Genomic DNA, 14,670 nt, shown 5'->3' with positions numbered 1-14,670 from the left:
GGCAGCGGTTATCGGGACGGCGGCCAGTGCCCCGGCGGCCGGCCGGCCGCCGCCCGGTGGGAGACGGCCGGCCGCCGCGGGAGCGCCGTCCCGCACAGCCTGTGGACGGCCGGACGGTACCCGGCCGTCCACGGGCGCCCCGGCAGTCATGCGGTGCGGGCCGACCGGTGCCGGCGGGTGCGGCCGCTATGGGCGCGTTCCTCGGTGCCGTCCTGTGCGGACCGGAGGGCGGCGGCGCGGCGGGCGGCCCGGCGGCCGCTCGTGGCTTCCCTGGCGAGCCGGTAGGTCTGGGCCCTGCGGATCAGTTCGTCGGACCGGATCTGCTGAAGCTCGAACTCGAACATCTTGTACCCCTCGTGAAGAGTCGGTTTCGGTCTCGCTCGTTCGCGATGCCTCAACCTTCGTCTCCCAGGGGGGTGCGCCACATCGGGAGAGTTCCGCATCTTGGGAACGCGAAGGGCCTTAGAGCGGCTGCCGGTTTCCCGTGCCGGCCCTAAGGCCCCTCTGAGGTGTCGGTTCTTCGGTGGTACCGGGTCGCGGGACTCAGCTGGTGGAAGGCAGTCCGAGGAGGATGTCGGAGTACTTGGCGACCGCCAGCACCAGTCCTACGACGCCGAGCGAGACGCCCGCCCAGGCGACGGACTTGATCCAGGCGGCCTGCGGCTTGCCGGGGGCGCCGAACGCGGGCCGGACCAGCACGACGACGCCGACGATCAGCGCGGCCAGCGCGAAGAGGCCGCCGACCAGCGCGGTGGTCGCCCAGGCGTCGCCGTAGACCTCCTTGACCTGCGTGGCCACGCTCGCGGACGACGAGGTCTGGAGCTGGCCGATCAGGGTCTCCCGGGCGGCGGCCACGGTGGCGACCCAGCTGCCGGTCAGCGACACCACGCCGAGTCCGGCGGACACCACGGCGGCGGCACCCTGGCCGACACCGGCGTCCCGGCCCGCGCCGGTGTCATCGAGGCCGGCGAGATCCTCGTCGGCCTCGTCCCCCTCGTCCAGGTCCTCGTCCCGCGCCTCGGCCTCGGCCGGGGTCCCGGTCGCTTCGTCCGTGGACGCCCCGGCCGTGCCGGTCTCGGTGGCGTCCTCGGTCCGCTCGTCGCGCTGCGCCTCGGTGCCGGTCTCGGCCCCGGCCTCGTCAACTGTCTTGGTTCCCATGCGGGCACCGTACGGATGCCGTCTGAGAAGTTCCTTAATGATCCTCGCGGGCGGCGTCCGCGCGTGCGGCACGCCACTCGGGCGCGAGCAGGGACCACACCTCCAGGTCGTGCCGGACCCCGTGATGGGTGTGCTTCTCCCGGAACACGCCGTCCCGGCTCATGCCGAGCCGCCGGGCCACGTTCAGGCTCGGGACGTTGCCCGCCGCGGCGACCCACTCCACGCGGTGGATCCCGCGCTCCTCGACCGCCCAGTCGATGAGGATCCGCATCGCGCGGGTGACCAGACCCCGCCCGGAGGCGGCGGGTTCCAGCCAGCAGCCGACCTCGCAGTTGCCCTGGTCCGCGTCGAAGTTCAGGAAGAGCACACCGCCCACGAGCTTCCCGTCCAGCCACAGGCCGTGCAGGGACCCGGTGTCGGCGCAGCGCATGTCGGCGTACCTCTGGAGCTGCGCCCGCGCGGACGGTACGTCCGTGGACCCGGAGCCGAAGGGGATGAACTGCCCGATGAACTCGCGCCCGCGGTCCAGGTGGGCGAGGAACTCCTCGGCGTGCCAGGGCTCCAGGGGCCGCAGTACGGCGTCGTCGCCCAGGGATATCGCGTACATCCCGTCACCGCTCCTTCGTCGTCACGTCGGTGCCCCCGGCGTCCTTCGTCTCGGCGTCCGTCATCTCCGCGTCCAGGATTCCGGCGTCCAGGATTCCGGCGTCGGCCGCCCCGCGGCCCAGTACGTCGGCCGCCTCGGCGTCCGTGGCCTCGGCCAGCCTCTCATGCGCGGCCCGGCACTCGGGCGGCTCGATGCTGATGCGCGGCAGTCTCCGGTCGAGCCCCCGGGGCAGCCACCAGTTGGCGTCGCCGAGCAGGTGCATGAGGGCGGGGACGAGGAGCGTGCGCAGGACGAAGGCGTCCAGGGCGACGGCGGCGGCGAGGGCGATCCCGAACATCGCGATGACACGGTCGCCGCTGAGCACGAAGGCGAGGAAGACCGAGATCATGATGACGGCGGCGGAGTTGATCACCCGGCTGGTCTCGGCGAGGCCGACACGGACCGCGCGCCGGTTGTCACCGGTCTCCAGCCACTCCTCGTACATCCGGCTGACCAGGAAGACCTGGTAGTCCATGGAGAGCCCGAAGAGCACCGACACCATGATCACGGGCAGGAACGGCTCGATCGGGCCCGCGCGGCCGAGACCGAGCAGTTCACTCCCCCAGCCCCACTGGAAGATCGCGACGACGACTCCGAAGGCGGCGGCGACGGCGGCGACGTTCATCGCCGCGGCCTTGAGGGGGATGCCGATCGAACGGAACGCGAGCAGCAGCAGGACACAGCCGAGGCTGATCACGACACCGACGAAGAGCGGGAGCTTGCCGATGATGACGTCCGCGAAGTCGTCGTAGCTCGCCGTGACACCGCCGACCTGTACGTCGAGGGAGGTGCCCGACTCGGCGCGCGGCAGGACGTCGGCGCGCAGCCGGTCCACCAGGTCGCTGGTCTTCTGGGACTGCGGCGCGGAGGACGGGACGACGGTGAGGAAGGCGGTGTCACCGGTGCCGTTGTACGTCACCGGGGTCGCCGAGGCGACGCCCTCGGTGGCCCGCAGCGTGGCGTCCAGGTTGTCCAGGGCGAGCCTGTCCTCGGCGCCGCCGACCTTGGTGACGAGGGTCAGGGGCCCGTTCACTCCGGGGCCGAAGCCCTCCGAGATCAGGTCGTACGCCTGCCGGGTGGTCGTCGTCCTCGGGTCGTTGCCCTGGTCGGACGTGCCCAGGTGGAGGGAGAGCGTGGGGAGGGCGAGCACGGCCATCACGACGACGGCCACGGCACCGAGCAGCTTGGGGTGGCGCTCCACGAAGGCGGACCAGCGGGCGGCGAACCCCGTGGCCATCTCCGGCTGGGGCCCCAGTTCCTCCAGGCGTCGCCGCTCTCGGCGGCTCAGCGCGCGTGGACCGATGAAGGAGAGCAGCGCGGGCAGCAGGGTCACGGAGGCCGCGACGGTGAGGACGACGGTCAGGGAGGCGGCAATCGCCACACCGTTGAGGAAGTTGAGCCGCAGGATGAGCATGCCCAGCAGGGCGATGCAGACGGTGGCGCCGGCGAAGACGACCGCGCGTCCGGTGGTGGCCACGGCGTTCTGCGCCGCCTCGGCCACCGGCAGTCCGCGTTTGAGGCCGCGCCGGTGTCTGGTCACGATGAACAGCGCGTAGTCGATCCCGACGCCGAGGCCCACCAGCATGCCGAGCATGGGGGCGAAGTCGGCGACGGTCATGGCGTGTCCGAGGAGCACTATGCCGAAGTACGCGGTGCCGACGCCGACCAGGGCGGTGGCGATGGGCAGCATGGAGGCGGCGAGCGAGCCGAACGCGAGGAAGAGGACCACGGCGGCCACGGCCACGCCGACGATCTCGGCCGTGTGCCCGCCGGACGCCTTGGTGAGGGAGATGGCGGTGCCGCCCAGCTCGACGTCGAGCCCCTTGGCCTCGGCGGACTTCGCGGCGTCGACGACGGCCTGGACCTCGCCCTTGTCGAGGTTCTCGGCCCGGTCGGCGAAGGTGACGGTCGCGTACGCCGTCCGGCCGTCCTGGCTGATCCGGCCCGATCCCTGGTGCGTGTACGGGCTGTCGACGGAGGCCACTCCGGGGAGCTTCTCGATCTTGTCCAGGGCGCGGGTCATCGACTGTTCGACGTCGGCGGAGCGCACGGTGCCCGAACCGGTGTGCCAGACAACGGTGTCACTGTCGCCGCCGAGGCCGGGGAAGCCGCTGTTCAGGAGCTGCGTCGCGTGGCCCGATTCGGTGCCGGGGACCTCGTAGTCGTTGGAGTACGCGGAGCCCGTCACGGCAGCGGCCGCGGTCACACCGCCGAAGGCGAGAAGCCAGAGCAGTACGGCGACGAGGCGGTGCTGGACGCACCACCGTGCAAGGGCTGCCACGAGCGAGCTCCCTGGGGGATTTGTGGATCTTTATCGGGAACTGCCCGCAAAGAACACATGACTAATGCGTCATCACTCTTACAGCCTGAAGTGATCATTTGTCGCATTCGTGGGCTTACTCACAGGGTTGCGTCCGACGTCACAGTGCATGCGTGTGGCCTCTGCCACCCCGCCTGTGACAGCTCAGTCGAGCTGGTCACCCACAGCCATGACCATCACGCCGACGATCATCAGCCACAGCGCCCGCCGGGTACGGCCCCTGGCCCCGAGCGCCGACGCGCCGGCGCACAGGACGGCCCCCGAGGCATAGGAGAGGGGTATGAGCGCGGTCCCCGAGCCGGCGGAGCGCATCACCGACGCGGCGAGTCCGGCGACGGTCAGCAGCACGCCCGTCGCGACCGCGGTCCAGCGCGCCCGGCGCACCTCCGGGTCCGGATCCTCGTCGTCGGGATCCTCCGGGCCGTGCTCCTCTTGCTCCTCTTGGTCCTCTTGGTCCTCGTGGTCCTCGTCGTCCTCGGGGTCGGGACCGCCGGAGCCCTGGATCCCGGGACCCGGATCGCCCGAGCCCGGATCGTCAGGGCCCGGATCGTCAGGGCCCTGGCTCCCGGTACGCGGATCGCCGGGGTCCGCCTCGCCCCGGTCCCGCTCGCCCCGCGCCGACTCCTCCGGCTCCGACCCCGCTCGCTCCGGCCGGTCCTGGTCCTGCTCCTCTTGGCCCTGCTTCTTTCGGCCCTGCGCTTCTTGGTCCCGTGCTTCTTGGTCCCGCTCTTCCTGGTCCTGCGTCGTGCGGTCGTGCGTCTCGGAGTCGGTGCTTCCACTCATGGCGCGGGAGCGTAGCGCGTTGGCCTGAGCACGCCGACACAGACCCCAGGGGGTGCATCGGTTGCGATGCACCCCCTGGGATGTGGGAAAACCCGGATCTCAGCCCTCGGAGACGCCCAGCTTCTCCAGGATGAGCTCCTTGACGCGAGCGGCGTCGGCCTGGCCGCGGGTGGCCTTCATGACCGCGCCGACGAGCGCGCCGACGGCCTGGACCTTGCCACCGCGGATCTTGTCGGCGATGCCCGGGTTCCCGGCGATGGCCTCGTCGACGGCGGCGGTCAGCGCGCCCTCGTCCGAGACGACCTTCAGGCCGCGCTTGTCGACGACCTCGTCGGGGGTGCCCTCGCCGGCGAGGACGCCTTCGATGACCTGACGGGCCAGCTTGTCGTTCAGATCACCGGCGGAGACCAGCTCGGCGACCCGGGCGACCTGCGCCGGGGTGATCGGCAGGTCCTCCAGGGCCTTGCCCGACTCGTTGGCGCTGCGGGCCAGTTCACCCATCCACCACTTGCGGGCGGAGGCGGAGTCGGCACCGGCCTCGATCGTCGCGACGATCGAGTCGATGGCACCGGCGTTGAGCATCGACTGCATGTCGTGGGCGTTGACTCCCCACTCCTCGCGCAGCCGGTTGCGCCGGGCCAGCGGCTGCTCGGGCAGTCCGGCGCGCAGCTCCTCGACCCAGTCACGGGACGGGGCGACGGGGACGAGGTCGGGCTCCGGGAAGTACCGGTAGTCCTCGGCCTCCTCCTTCACACGGCCCGAGGTCGTGGACCCGGTGTCCTCGTGGAAGTGGCGGGTCTCCTGGATGATCGTTCCGCCGGAGTTCAGCACCGCGGCGTGGCGCTGGATCTCGAAGCGGGCGGCCCGCTCGACGGAACGCAGGGAGTTGACGTTCTTCGTCTCGGAACGCGTGCCGAACTTTTCGCGGCCGTGCGGGCGCAGCGAGAGGTTCACGTCGCAGCGCATCTGGCCCTGCTCCATACGGGCATCGGAGACACCGAGCGCCTTGATGAGCTCGCGCAGCTCGGCGACGTACGCCTTGGCGACCTCGGGAGCGCGCTCACCCGCGCCCTCGATCGGCTTGGTGACGATCTCGATGAGCGGGATGCCCGCCCGGTTGTAGTCGAGCAGCGAGTGGGACGCTCCGTGGATACGGCCGGTGGCGCCGCCGACGTGCAGCGACTTGCCGGTGTCCTCCTCCATGTGGGCGCGCTCGATCTCCACGCGGAAGATTTCGCCGTCCTCCAGCTGGACGTCCAGATAGCCGTTGAAGGCGATCGGCTCGTCGTACTGGGAGGTCTGGAAGTTCTTCGGCATGTCCGGATAGAAGTAGTTCTTCCGGGCGAAGCGGCACCATTCGGCGATCTCGCAGTGCAGCGCGAGGCCGATCTTGATGGCGGACTCGACACCGGTCGCGTTGACGACCGGGAGGGCGCCGGGCATGCCGAGGCAGGTCGGGCAGGTCTGCGAGTTGGGCTCGGCGCCCAGCTCGGTCGAACAGCCGCAGAACATCTTCGTCTTGGTGCCGAGTTCGACATGGACCTCGAGGCCCATGACGGGGTCGTACGTAGCGAGTGCGTCCTCGTACGACACCAGGTCGATCGTGGTGGTCACGGTGAAAACTTCCCTCTCAGCCCAGCAGGACGTCGTCGTCGCCCAGGCGCTTGAGCTCCCGGTAGAGGATGGCGAGGCCGGTGACGATGGCGGCGGCGGACACGGCCGCGTCGATGAGGCGCAGCGTGTCGTGTTCCTTGCGGGCCTTCTTGACCTGCTTCGCGACACCGAGGGCGCCGAACGCCGTGCCCGCCATGGACAGATACGTGCCGGACTTGGACTTCTTGAAGCCCTTGGCCTTGGACATTGCCTTGCTCACAGCGACGGAGCCTCCTCAAGCAACGGGTGCCCCCACCTTTCCACGAAGGCGGCCTCCACGGCGGCTCCGACCTTGTACAGACGGTCGTCCTTCAGCGCCGGAGCGATGATCTGCAGTCCGACCGGAAGGTTGTCCTCCGGGGCGAGACCGCAGGGCAGCGACATGGCGGAGTTGCCGGCCAGGTTGGTCGGAATGGTGCACAGGTCCGCGAGGTACATCGCCATCGGGTCGTCGGCGCGCTCGCCGATCGGGAAGGCGGTGGTGGGCGTGGTCGGGCTGACGATCACGTCGACCTGCTCGAACGCCTTCTCGAAGTCGCGCGTGATGAGCGTGCGGACCTTCTGGGCACTGCCGTAGTACGCGTCGTAGTAGCCGGAGCTGAGCGCGTACGTGCCGAGCATGATGCGGCGCTTGACCTCGGGGCCGAAGCCGGCCTCGCGGGTCAGCGCGGTGACGTCCTCGGCGGAGTGCGTGCCGTCGTCGCCGACGCGCGCGCCGTAGCGCAGGCCGTCGAAGCGGGCGAGGTTGCTCGAACACTCCGACGGGGCGATCAGGTAGTACGCGGAGAGCGCCAGGTCGAAGGACGGGCAGTCCAGTTCGACGATCTCGGCGCCGAGCTCCTTGAGCACGGCGACGGCCTCGTCGAAGCGCTGCACGACACCGGCCTGGTAGCCCTCGCCGCGGAACTGCTTGACGACACCGACGCGCATGCCCGTCACGCTGCCGTTGCGGGCGGCCTCGACGACCGGCGGGACCGGGGCGTCGATGGAGGTCGAGTCGAGCGGGTCGTGCCCGGCGATGACCTCGTGGAGCAGGGCCGCGTCCAGGACCGTACGGGCGCAGGGGCCGCCCTGGTCGAGGGAGGACGAGAAGGCGACCATGCCGTAGCGGGAGACCGCGCCGTACGTCGGCTTGACGCCGACCGTGCCGGTGACGGCGGCCGGCTGGCGGATGGAGCCGCCGGTGTCGGTGCCGATGGCGAGGGGTGCCTGGTAGGAGGCGAGGGCCGCGGAGGAGCCGCCGCCCGAGCCGCCGGGGATCCGGGTGAGGTCCCAGGGGTTGCCGGTCGGGCCGTACGCGCTGTTCTCGGTGGAGGACCCCATGGCGAACTCGTCCATGTTGGTCTTGCCGAGGATGACGACGTCGGCGGCCTTCAGCTTCTTGGTGAGGGTCGCGTCGTACGGCGGGATCCAGCCTTCGAGGATCTTCGAGCCGACCGTGGTCGGGATGCCCTCGGTGGTGAAGATGTCCTTCAGCGCGAGGGGCACACCGGCGAGCGGGCCGAGCTTCTCGCCGGCCTCCCGCTTGGCGTCCACGGCACGCGCCTGGGCGAGGGCGCCCTCGCGGTCGACGTGCAGGAAGGCGTGCACCTTCTCGTCGACGGCCTCGATCCGGGCGAGGTGGGCCTCGGTGACCTCGACGGCGGTGAGCTCGCCGGCCGCGATCTTCCCGGCGATCTCGGCCGCGGTGAGCTTGATGATGTTGACGTTGGTGTCCGTCATGGTGATTAGTCCTCCCCCAGGATCTGCGGCACCTTGAAACGCTGCTGCTCCTGGGCCGGGGCGCCGGAGAGCGCCTGCTCGGGGGTGAGCGACGGACGGACCTCGTCCGCGCGCATGACGTTCGTCAGCGGCAGCGGATGAGAGGTCGGCGGTACGTCTTGGTCGGCGACCTCGCTGACGCGGGCGACCGCGCCGATGATGTCGTCGAGCTGGCCTGCGAAGTGGTCGAGCTCTTCGCCCTTCAGCTCCAGACGCGCCAGCCGTGCGAGGTGGGCGACCTCCTCGCGCGTGATGCCAGGCATGCAGCGATCCTCTGGGGTGAGTGCGGTGTGGTTTGGCCCAATCCTATGGGGCTCGGGCCGATGCCCGCGCCCGGGTTTGCCGGGGCGCGCCCACGGCCCGGCCTCCGGCCGGTCGTCTCCCACCCGCGCACCACCCGTTCACCGTCTCCGGACAGGTGAGCTCTGCCGTTCGGCCGTCCCGCCGTCGGCGTCCGCCGCGCCGGAGGGCGCGGGAGGCCGCAGGAGGCCGCGTCCGCGGCCGTGCTCCCTCCCAACCGCACGACGCCTGCGGCGGGAAGGCACCACGAGGGGGCCGAGCCTGTCGGAAAACTGTCACGGGTGGTGCGTGGGTGGGAGGCATCCGGCCGCAGGCCGGGCGGCGCTACTCGGCGGCGGGAAGGGCGGCTCGCGGGCGCTGCCAGCCGCGGGAACCGCGGGCCAGCAGCCACGCCGTGGCCTCCTCCGGAGGCATCGCCGCGGCGACCAGCCACCCCTGGACGGCGTCACAGCCCAGGTCCCGCAGCCGCTCCCACGTCTCGTCGTCCTCGACGCCCTCCGCCACGACGAGAAGCCCCAGCGAATGGGCGAGGTCGACGGTGCAGCGCACGATCTCGGCGTCCTCGGCGTCCACGGCCAGGCGCGCGACGAACGAACGGTCGATCTTCAGTTCGCTGACCGGCAGCCGGCGCAGATGGACCAGGGAGGAGTACCCGGTGCCGAAGTCGTCCAGCGACATCTTCACGCCGTGCGCGGTGAGAGCCGCGAGGGTGTCGGCGGCCCGTTGCGGGTCCTCCAGGAGCACGTGCTCCGTTATCTCCAGTTGGAGCGCTCCCGCGGGGACTCCGTGCCGGGCGAGACGTGCGGCGACGGCGCCGGCGAACCCCGGCGTGTGGACATCGCGCGGCGACACGTTCACCGCGACCGGCACGTACAGGCCCTGTGCCCGCCAGCGCGCGACCTGTCCGAGGGCCGTCTCCAGGACGTACTCGGTGAGGTGCGGCATCAGCCCGGACGACTCGGCGATGGCGATGAACTCGTCCGGCGGAACTTTCCCGCGCTCGGGATGCACCCAGCGCACCAGGGCCTCGAGACCGGCCACCTGTCCGTCGAAGCGGACCTTGGGCTGGTAGTGCAGTTCGACGTCGCCGGTGTCCAGGGCCCGGCGCAGATCGCCCAGCAGGCCCAGCCGGTCGGGGGTGTTGGAGTCCCGCTTGGACTCGTACACCTCCACGCCCGTACGGTCCCGTTTCGCCTGGTACATCGCGATGTCCGCGCGGCGCAGCAGCCCCTCCGCGTCGAGCGCGTGGTCGGGGAAGACGGCGAGCCCGGCGCTGGCCTCCAGGACGAGGGTGAGCCCGTCCAGATCGAGCGGCGAGCCGAGGGTGGCGACGAGATTGCGGGCGACCCGCGTGGCCGACGTGGTGGAGTCCGCGACCGGCAGTAAGACGGCGAACTCGTCTCCGCCGAGCCGCGCGGCCTCCGCCCCGCGCGGCAGTGCGAGCCGCAGCCTGTCGGCTATCTGGAGGAGCAGCCGGTCACCGGCGAGGTGCCCCAGCGTGTCGTTCACCGAACGGAAGCGGTCCAGGTCGATGAGCAGGAGGGCGGAGCGTGCGCCGATGCGCTCGGCGTCGTCCAGGGCCGTCCAGGTGCGCTCCAGCAGCCACTGACGGTTCGGCAGTCCGGTCAGCGGGTCGCGCAGCTGCTCCTCGGCCCGCGCGCGGGCTATCCACAGGGTGGAGTCGAGGGCGATCAGCGGGATCGAGAACAGGGGCAGCAGCGTGGGCTGGGCCATCGCCACGACGCAGATCAGCGGCGCGATGCCGAGGAGCGCCACAGCGACGAGCCCATGTCTGACCAGGGCCGTACGGGCGACGGTGGGGAGACTCCCGACCGGTGTGTTCAGGTACCAGAGCAGGACGCGGGTGACGGCGAGATAGGCGCCGGCGACCAGGACGAGCTGGGGAGCGGTGTAGAACGTCCAGGTGTCGGGGACCCAGGGCGTCTCGACGCTCGGGAACCGCCCGAACGACGCGAGGACCAGGGCTCCGGCACCGATCCCGAGGATGTCGGCGGCGCCGTGCATGACGGCTTGGCGCCAGCGGTTGCGGCGGGCCGTGCCCACCAGGACGACGACGGTGAGACTGACCATGCCGGCCGGGACCCAGCCGTACAGCAGCAGGACCGCGAGGGTCAGCGCGGCGCCGGAACCGGTGCCGCCCCACCAGCGCGCACGGCCGAGGGCGACCAGGTGACCGACGATGACGCCGGTGAGCAGGGCCAGCGCCCAGCCGACGGCGCCGCAGGGGAAGAGGGCGTGGTGACCGCTGAACGCCCGGTAGAAGCCGGCGCCCAGGACGAACGCGGCCGTGGCCACGACCGCCGACGGCAGCGCGGGCCAGGACAGTTGGCGTTGGGGGTCCTGGCCGGGCAGGCCGGTGCCGCGTTCGGCGGTGAGAGCACCGGGACCGGCGGGAAGGGGGAGCGGCGCGGCGCCGAGCCCGCTCCGGACGGCGCGCTCCGAAGGCCGTCCCGACCGCAGGCCGGTCAGCCACGCGCCGGTCGTCCGGCGCAGGCGCAGCCGTGAGTCGGGAGCGGCGCTCTCGGTCGGTTCCATTCCCGTCCCTCTCACTGCCGGCGGTGCCCACGCCACACGATCCGTTGCCGGCGACAACCGCCAACGGTGGCCGCGTGGAAAACCCTTCCCCCAGCTCATGAGGAGCGAGGGATGCGCCGACCGAGGCCGGGCACGGCGGGCGCACACGTCAACAGTAGGCCGCGGAAGGCTTCCACGGGCAGCGGTCGTCGACGGTTGCCCGAATGCGACCTGGTCACCCGTATGTCACCGGTATGCGCCGAACGGGTGGTCTTCAACCGCTATTCCTCGATCGGAAGCGCGACGTCCGCCGCCGCGTCCGGCCCCTGCTCCAACAGGACGGCGAAGCCCTCCTCGTTCAGCACCGGAACCTTCAACTGCATCGCTTTGTCATACTTCGAGCCGGGATTGTCGCCCACCACGACGAAGGATGTCTTCTTCGAGACAGAGCCGGTCACCTTTGCTCCACGGCTCTGCAGTTCCTCCTTCGCCCCGTCCCGCGTGTGGTGTTCGAGCGTGCCCGTGACCACGACGGTGAGCCCTTCGAGCGGACGGGGCCCCTCATCCTCGCCCGCGCCCTCGTCCTCCATCCGGACGCCGGCCGCCTTCCACTTGCGGATGATCTCGCGGTGCCAGTCCTCGGCGAACCACTCCTTGAGCGACGTCGCGATGATCCCGCCGACCCCGTCGACCGCGGCGAGCTCCGCCTCGGTGGCCTGCTCGATGCGGTCGATGGAGTGGAACTCGCGGGCCAGCGCCTCGGCGGCCACCGGGCCCACATGCCTGATGGAGAGTCCGTTGATGAAACGGGCGAGCGGACGGCTCTTCGCCTCGGCGATCCCCTCCAGCATGGCAAGCGCGTTCTTCTTCGGCTCGCCCTTCTGGTTGGCGAAGACCGTGGCGATCTTCTCCTCGCCGGTCTTCGGGTCGCGCTTGGGCAGGCCGCTGTCCGGGTCGAGAACGTACGCCCTGATGGGGAGCAGCTGCTCGATCGTGAGGTCGAAGAGGTCGCCCTCGTCGACGAGCGGCGGGGCGGCGGGCTCCAGCGGGCGGGTCAGCGCCGCCGCGGCCACGCTGCCGAAATGGTCGATGTCGAGGCACTCCCGGCCCGCGAGATACGAGACCCGCTCTCTCAACTGTGCCGGACAGGAGCGGCCGTTGGGGCAGCGGAGGTCGATGTCGCCCTCCTTCATGGGCCGCAGCGCCGTACCGCACTCGGGGCACTCGGCCGGCATCACGAACTCCCGCTCGGTGCCGTCGCGCAGGTCGGCGACCGGTCCGAGGATCTCGGGGATGACGTCACCGGCCTTGCGCAGCACCACCGTGTCCCCGATGAGGACGCCCTTGGCCTTCACCACGTCCTGGTTGTGCAGGGTGGCGAACTCGACCTCGGAACCCGCGACCGTGACCGGCTCGACCTGCGCGTACGGCGTGACCCGGCCCGTACGGCCCACGCCGACACGGATGTTGACGAGCTTGGTGTTGACCTCCTCGGGCGCGTACTTCCAGGCGATCGCCCAGCGAGGTGCGCGCGCGGTGGAGCCGAGCCGGCCCTGGAGGGGGATCTCGTCGAGCTTGACGACCACGCCGTCGATCTCGTGCTCCACGGAGTGGCGGTTCTCGCCGTAGTACGCGATGAACTCCCGTACGCCGTCGAGGTCGTCGACCACCTTGGCGTACCGCGTCGTCGGCAGTCCCCAGGCGTGCAGCAGGCTGTAGGCCTCGGAGAGCCGGCCGAGGCCCTCGAACCCCTCCAGGGCGCCGATGCCGTGGACGACCATGTGGAGCGGCAGCGTCGCGGTGACCTTGGGGTCCTTCTGACGCAGCGAACCCGCCGCCGAGTTGCGGGGGTTGGCGTACGGCTTCTCACCAGCCGCCACACGACGGGCGTTGAGCCCTTCGAACTCCTCCATCGGGAAGTAGACCTCGCCGCGGATCTCGACGAGCCGGGGAACGTGATCACCCTTCAGACGGTGCGGGATCTCCGCGATCGTCATGACGTTGGTGGTGATGTCCTCACCGGTCCGGCCGGTTCCCCGGGTGGCCGCGCGGGTGAGCCTGCCGTCCTCGTACGTCAGGTTCACGGCGAGGCCGTCGACCTTGAGTTCACACAGGAAGTGGTAGCCGGACGAACCCACGTCCTTGGCCACACGGACGGCCCAAGCCCCGAGCCCCGCGTCGTCGAAGACGTTGTCGAGGGAGAGCATGCGCTCGCGGTGTTCGACCGCTGCGAGATCGGTCTCGTACTCGACGGCGACCTTCTGGGTCGGCGAGTCCGGTGTCCGCAGTTCCGGATACTCGTCCTCAAGGGCTTCGAGAGAGCGCAGGAGGGTGTCGAACTCCGCGTCGCTGATGACGGGAGCGTCCTGCCCGTAGTACCGGGCCCGGTGCTCCTCGATCTCCTCGGCGAGCTGGGCGTGCCGCTCCCGCGCCTCGGTGGGTACCGATGTGGGCTCTGCGTGGATTTCGCCGGCCACCGTTGTGTCCTCCCGTTACTCAGGGTTGTCCGCGAGAGATCTCGCCGCCCGGACGCAGTGGGCCAGCGCCCGGCGCGCGAAGTCGGGGGAGGCCCCCGCGAGTCCGCACGACGGAGTGAGCGTGACCGCCTCCGCGAGAAGACCCGGCCGCAGCCCCAGCCTGCGCCACAGCGTCCTGACACCCATGACGCTACCGGCAGGGTCCGACAACGGGACGTCCACGCCGGGGACGACACCGGCGAACAGCCGGGTGCCGCCTTCGACAGCTTCCCCGATCGCGTCGTCGTCACGCTCGGTGAGAAGAGAGAAGTCGAACGAGATCGCCGCCGCGCCCGCCCGGCGCAGCAGGGCGAAGGGGACGTCCGGCGCGCAGCTGTGGACGACGACGGGACCGTCCCCGTTCACGCCGACGACGTCCCGGAGCCTGGCCTCGGCGACCTGGCGGTCCACGGCGCGGTTGGTGCGGTAGCCGCTGGCGGTCGGCACCTGACCGCGGAGCACGGCGACGAGGGAGGGTTCGTCGAGCTGGAGGACGACCTCGGCACCGGGGATCCGCCGGCGTACGTCGTCGAGGTGCAGGCGCAGTCCCTCGGCGAGCGATCCCGCGAGGTCTCGGCAGGCGCCCGGGTCGGAGAGGGCGGACTCGCCGTTCCGCAGCTCCAGGGCGGCGGCCAGGGTCCAGGGACCGACGGCCTGCACCTTGAGGGGGCCCTCGTACCCCTGGGTGAACTCCTCCAGGGCGTCGAGGTCCTCCCCCAGCCACGACCTGGCCCGCTTGGTGTCCCGGCCCGGCCGGTCCCCGAACCGCCAGCCGCTGGGCTCCACGCGCGCGTACAGCTCGACGAGCATTCCGGCGGTCCGGCCGATCATGTCCGCCCCGGGCCCCCGTGCGGGCAGTTCGGCGAGGAACGGGAAGTCGTCGAGGGAACCGGTGACGGTCTTCGCGGCCTCCCGCGCGTCACCGCCCGGCATGGACCCGACCCCGGTGGCGGGACCGAACCTGAACTCGCTTTTTTCGCTCACCCCGGAAGCCTACG

At 71.0% G+C, this 14,670-nt stretch carries 12 protein-coding genes; all 12 read right to left on the bottom strand.

Translation table 11 applies throughout. From position 1 onward, the window contains the following. Window positions 1-146 precede the first annotated feature (146 nt). Window positions 147-344 carry a hypothetical protein gene (locus OG410_RS28870; RefSeq protein WP_329301786.1) on the bottom strand — a complete coding sequence of 66 codons (198 nt, stop codon included), beginning with the start codon at window positions 342-344 and terminating at the stop codon, window positions 147-149. A 199-nt stretch (window positions 345-543) separates the two neighbouring features. Next, complete coding sequence (locus OG410_RS28865) at window positions 544-1,158, bottom strand: hypothetical protein (protein WP_329301785.1); 615 nt, start codon at window positions 1,156-1,158, stop codon at window positions 544-546. 34 nt (window positions 1,159-1,192) lie between these two features. Further along, window positions 1,193-1,765, bottom strand: coding sequence for a GNAT family N-acetyltransferase (locus tag OG410_RS28860; RefSeq protein ID WP_329301784.1), 573 nt, complete (start codon window positions 1,763-1,765; stop codon window positions 1,193-1,195). Between the two features lie 4 nt (window positions 1,766-1,769). Beyond that, on the bottom strand, window positions 1,770-4,085 hold the full coding sequence (locus tag OG410_RS28855; RefSeq protein WP_329301783.1) for an MMPL family transporter: 2,316 nt from the start codon (window positions 4,083-4,085) through the stop codon (window positions 1,770-1,772). Window positions 4,086-4,268: 183 nt separating this feature from the next. Next, window positions 4,269-4,907, bottom strand: coding sequence for a hypothetical protein (locus OG410_RS28850; RefSeq protein WP_329301782.1), 639 nt, complete (start codon window positions 4,905-4,907; stop codon window positions 4,269-4,271). A 99-nt stretch (window positions 4,908-5,006) separates the two neighbouring features. Next, entirely contained in the window at window positions 5,007-6,521 is a 1,515-nt protein-coding gene (gene gatB, locus OG410_RS28845) for an Asp-tRNA(Asn)/Glu-tRNA(Gln) amidotransferase subunit GatB (RefSeq protein ID WP_329301781.1), read from the bottom strand. A gap of 16 nt (window positions 6,522-6,537) precedes the next feature. Then, complete coding sequence (locus OG410_RS28840) at window positions 6,538-6,768, bottom strand: hypothetical protein (RefSeq protein ID WP_326790784.1); 231 nt, start codon at window positions 6,766-6,768, stop codon at window positions 6,538-6,540. Between the two features lie 8 nt (window positions 6,769-6,776). Beyond that, a complete protein-coding gene (gene gatA, locus OG410_RS28835) occupies window positions 6,777-8,282 on the bottom strand; it encodes an Asp-tRNA(Asn)/Glu-tRNA(Gln) amidotransferase subunit GatA (RefSeq protein ID WP_329301780.1) in 1,506 nt (501 codons plus the stop codon). Between the two features lie 5 nt (window positions 8,283-8,287). Continuing rightward, window positions 8,288-8,584, bottom strand: coding sequence for an Asp-tRNA(Asn)/Glu-tRNA(Gln) amidotransferase subunit GatC (gene gatC / locus OG410_RS28830; RefSeq protein WP_015036350.1), 297 nt, complete (start codon window positions 8,582-8,584; stop codon window positions 8,288-8,290). Between the two features lie 361 nt (window positions 8,585-8,945). Further along, window positions 8,946-11,177 carry a putative bifunctional diguanylate cyclase/phosphodiesterase gene (locus tag OG410_RS28825; RefSeq protein WP_329301779.1) on the bottom strand — a complete coding sequence of 744 codons (2,232 nt, stop codon included), beginning with the start codon at window positions 11,175-11,177 and terminating at the stop codon, window positions 8,946-8,948. 260 nt (window positions 11,178-11,437) lie between these two features. Continuing rightward, window positions 11,438-13,633, bottom strand: a complete 2,196-nt coding sequence (gene ligA, locus OG410_RS28820) for an NAD-dependent DNA ligase LigA (protein WP_329301778.1) — start codon at window positions 13,631-13,633, stop codon at window positions 11,438-11,440. Between the two features lie 15 nt (window positions 13,634-13,648). After that, window positions 13,649-14,656, bottom strand: coding sequence for a methionine synthase (locus OG410_RS28815; RefSeq protein WP_329301777.1), 1,008 nt, complete (start codon window positions 14,654-14,656; stop codon window positions 13,649-13,651). Window positions 14,657-14,670: the final 14 nt, after the last annotated feature.

This window comes from Streptomyces sp. NBC_00659, assembly GCF_036226925.1.
GTDB lineage: Bacteria > Actinomycetota > Actinomycetes > Streptomycetales > Streptomycetaceae > Streptomyces.
Note: the sequence above shows the minus strand (reverse complement) of the source record. Positions and strands in the feature narration are given on the sequence as shown.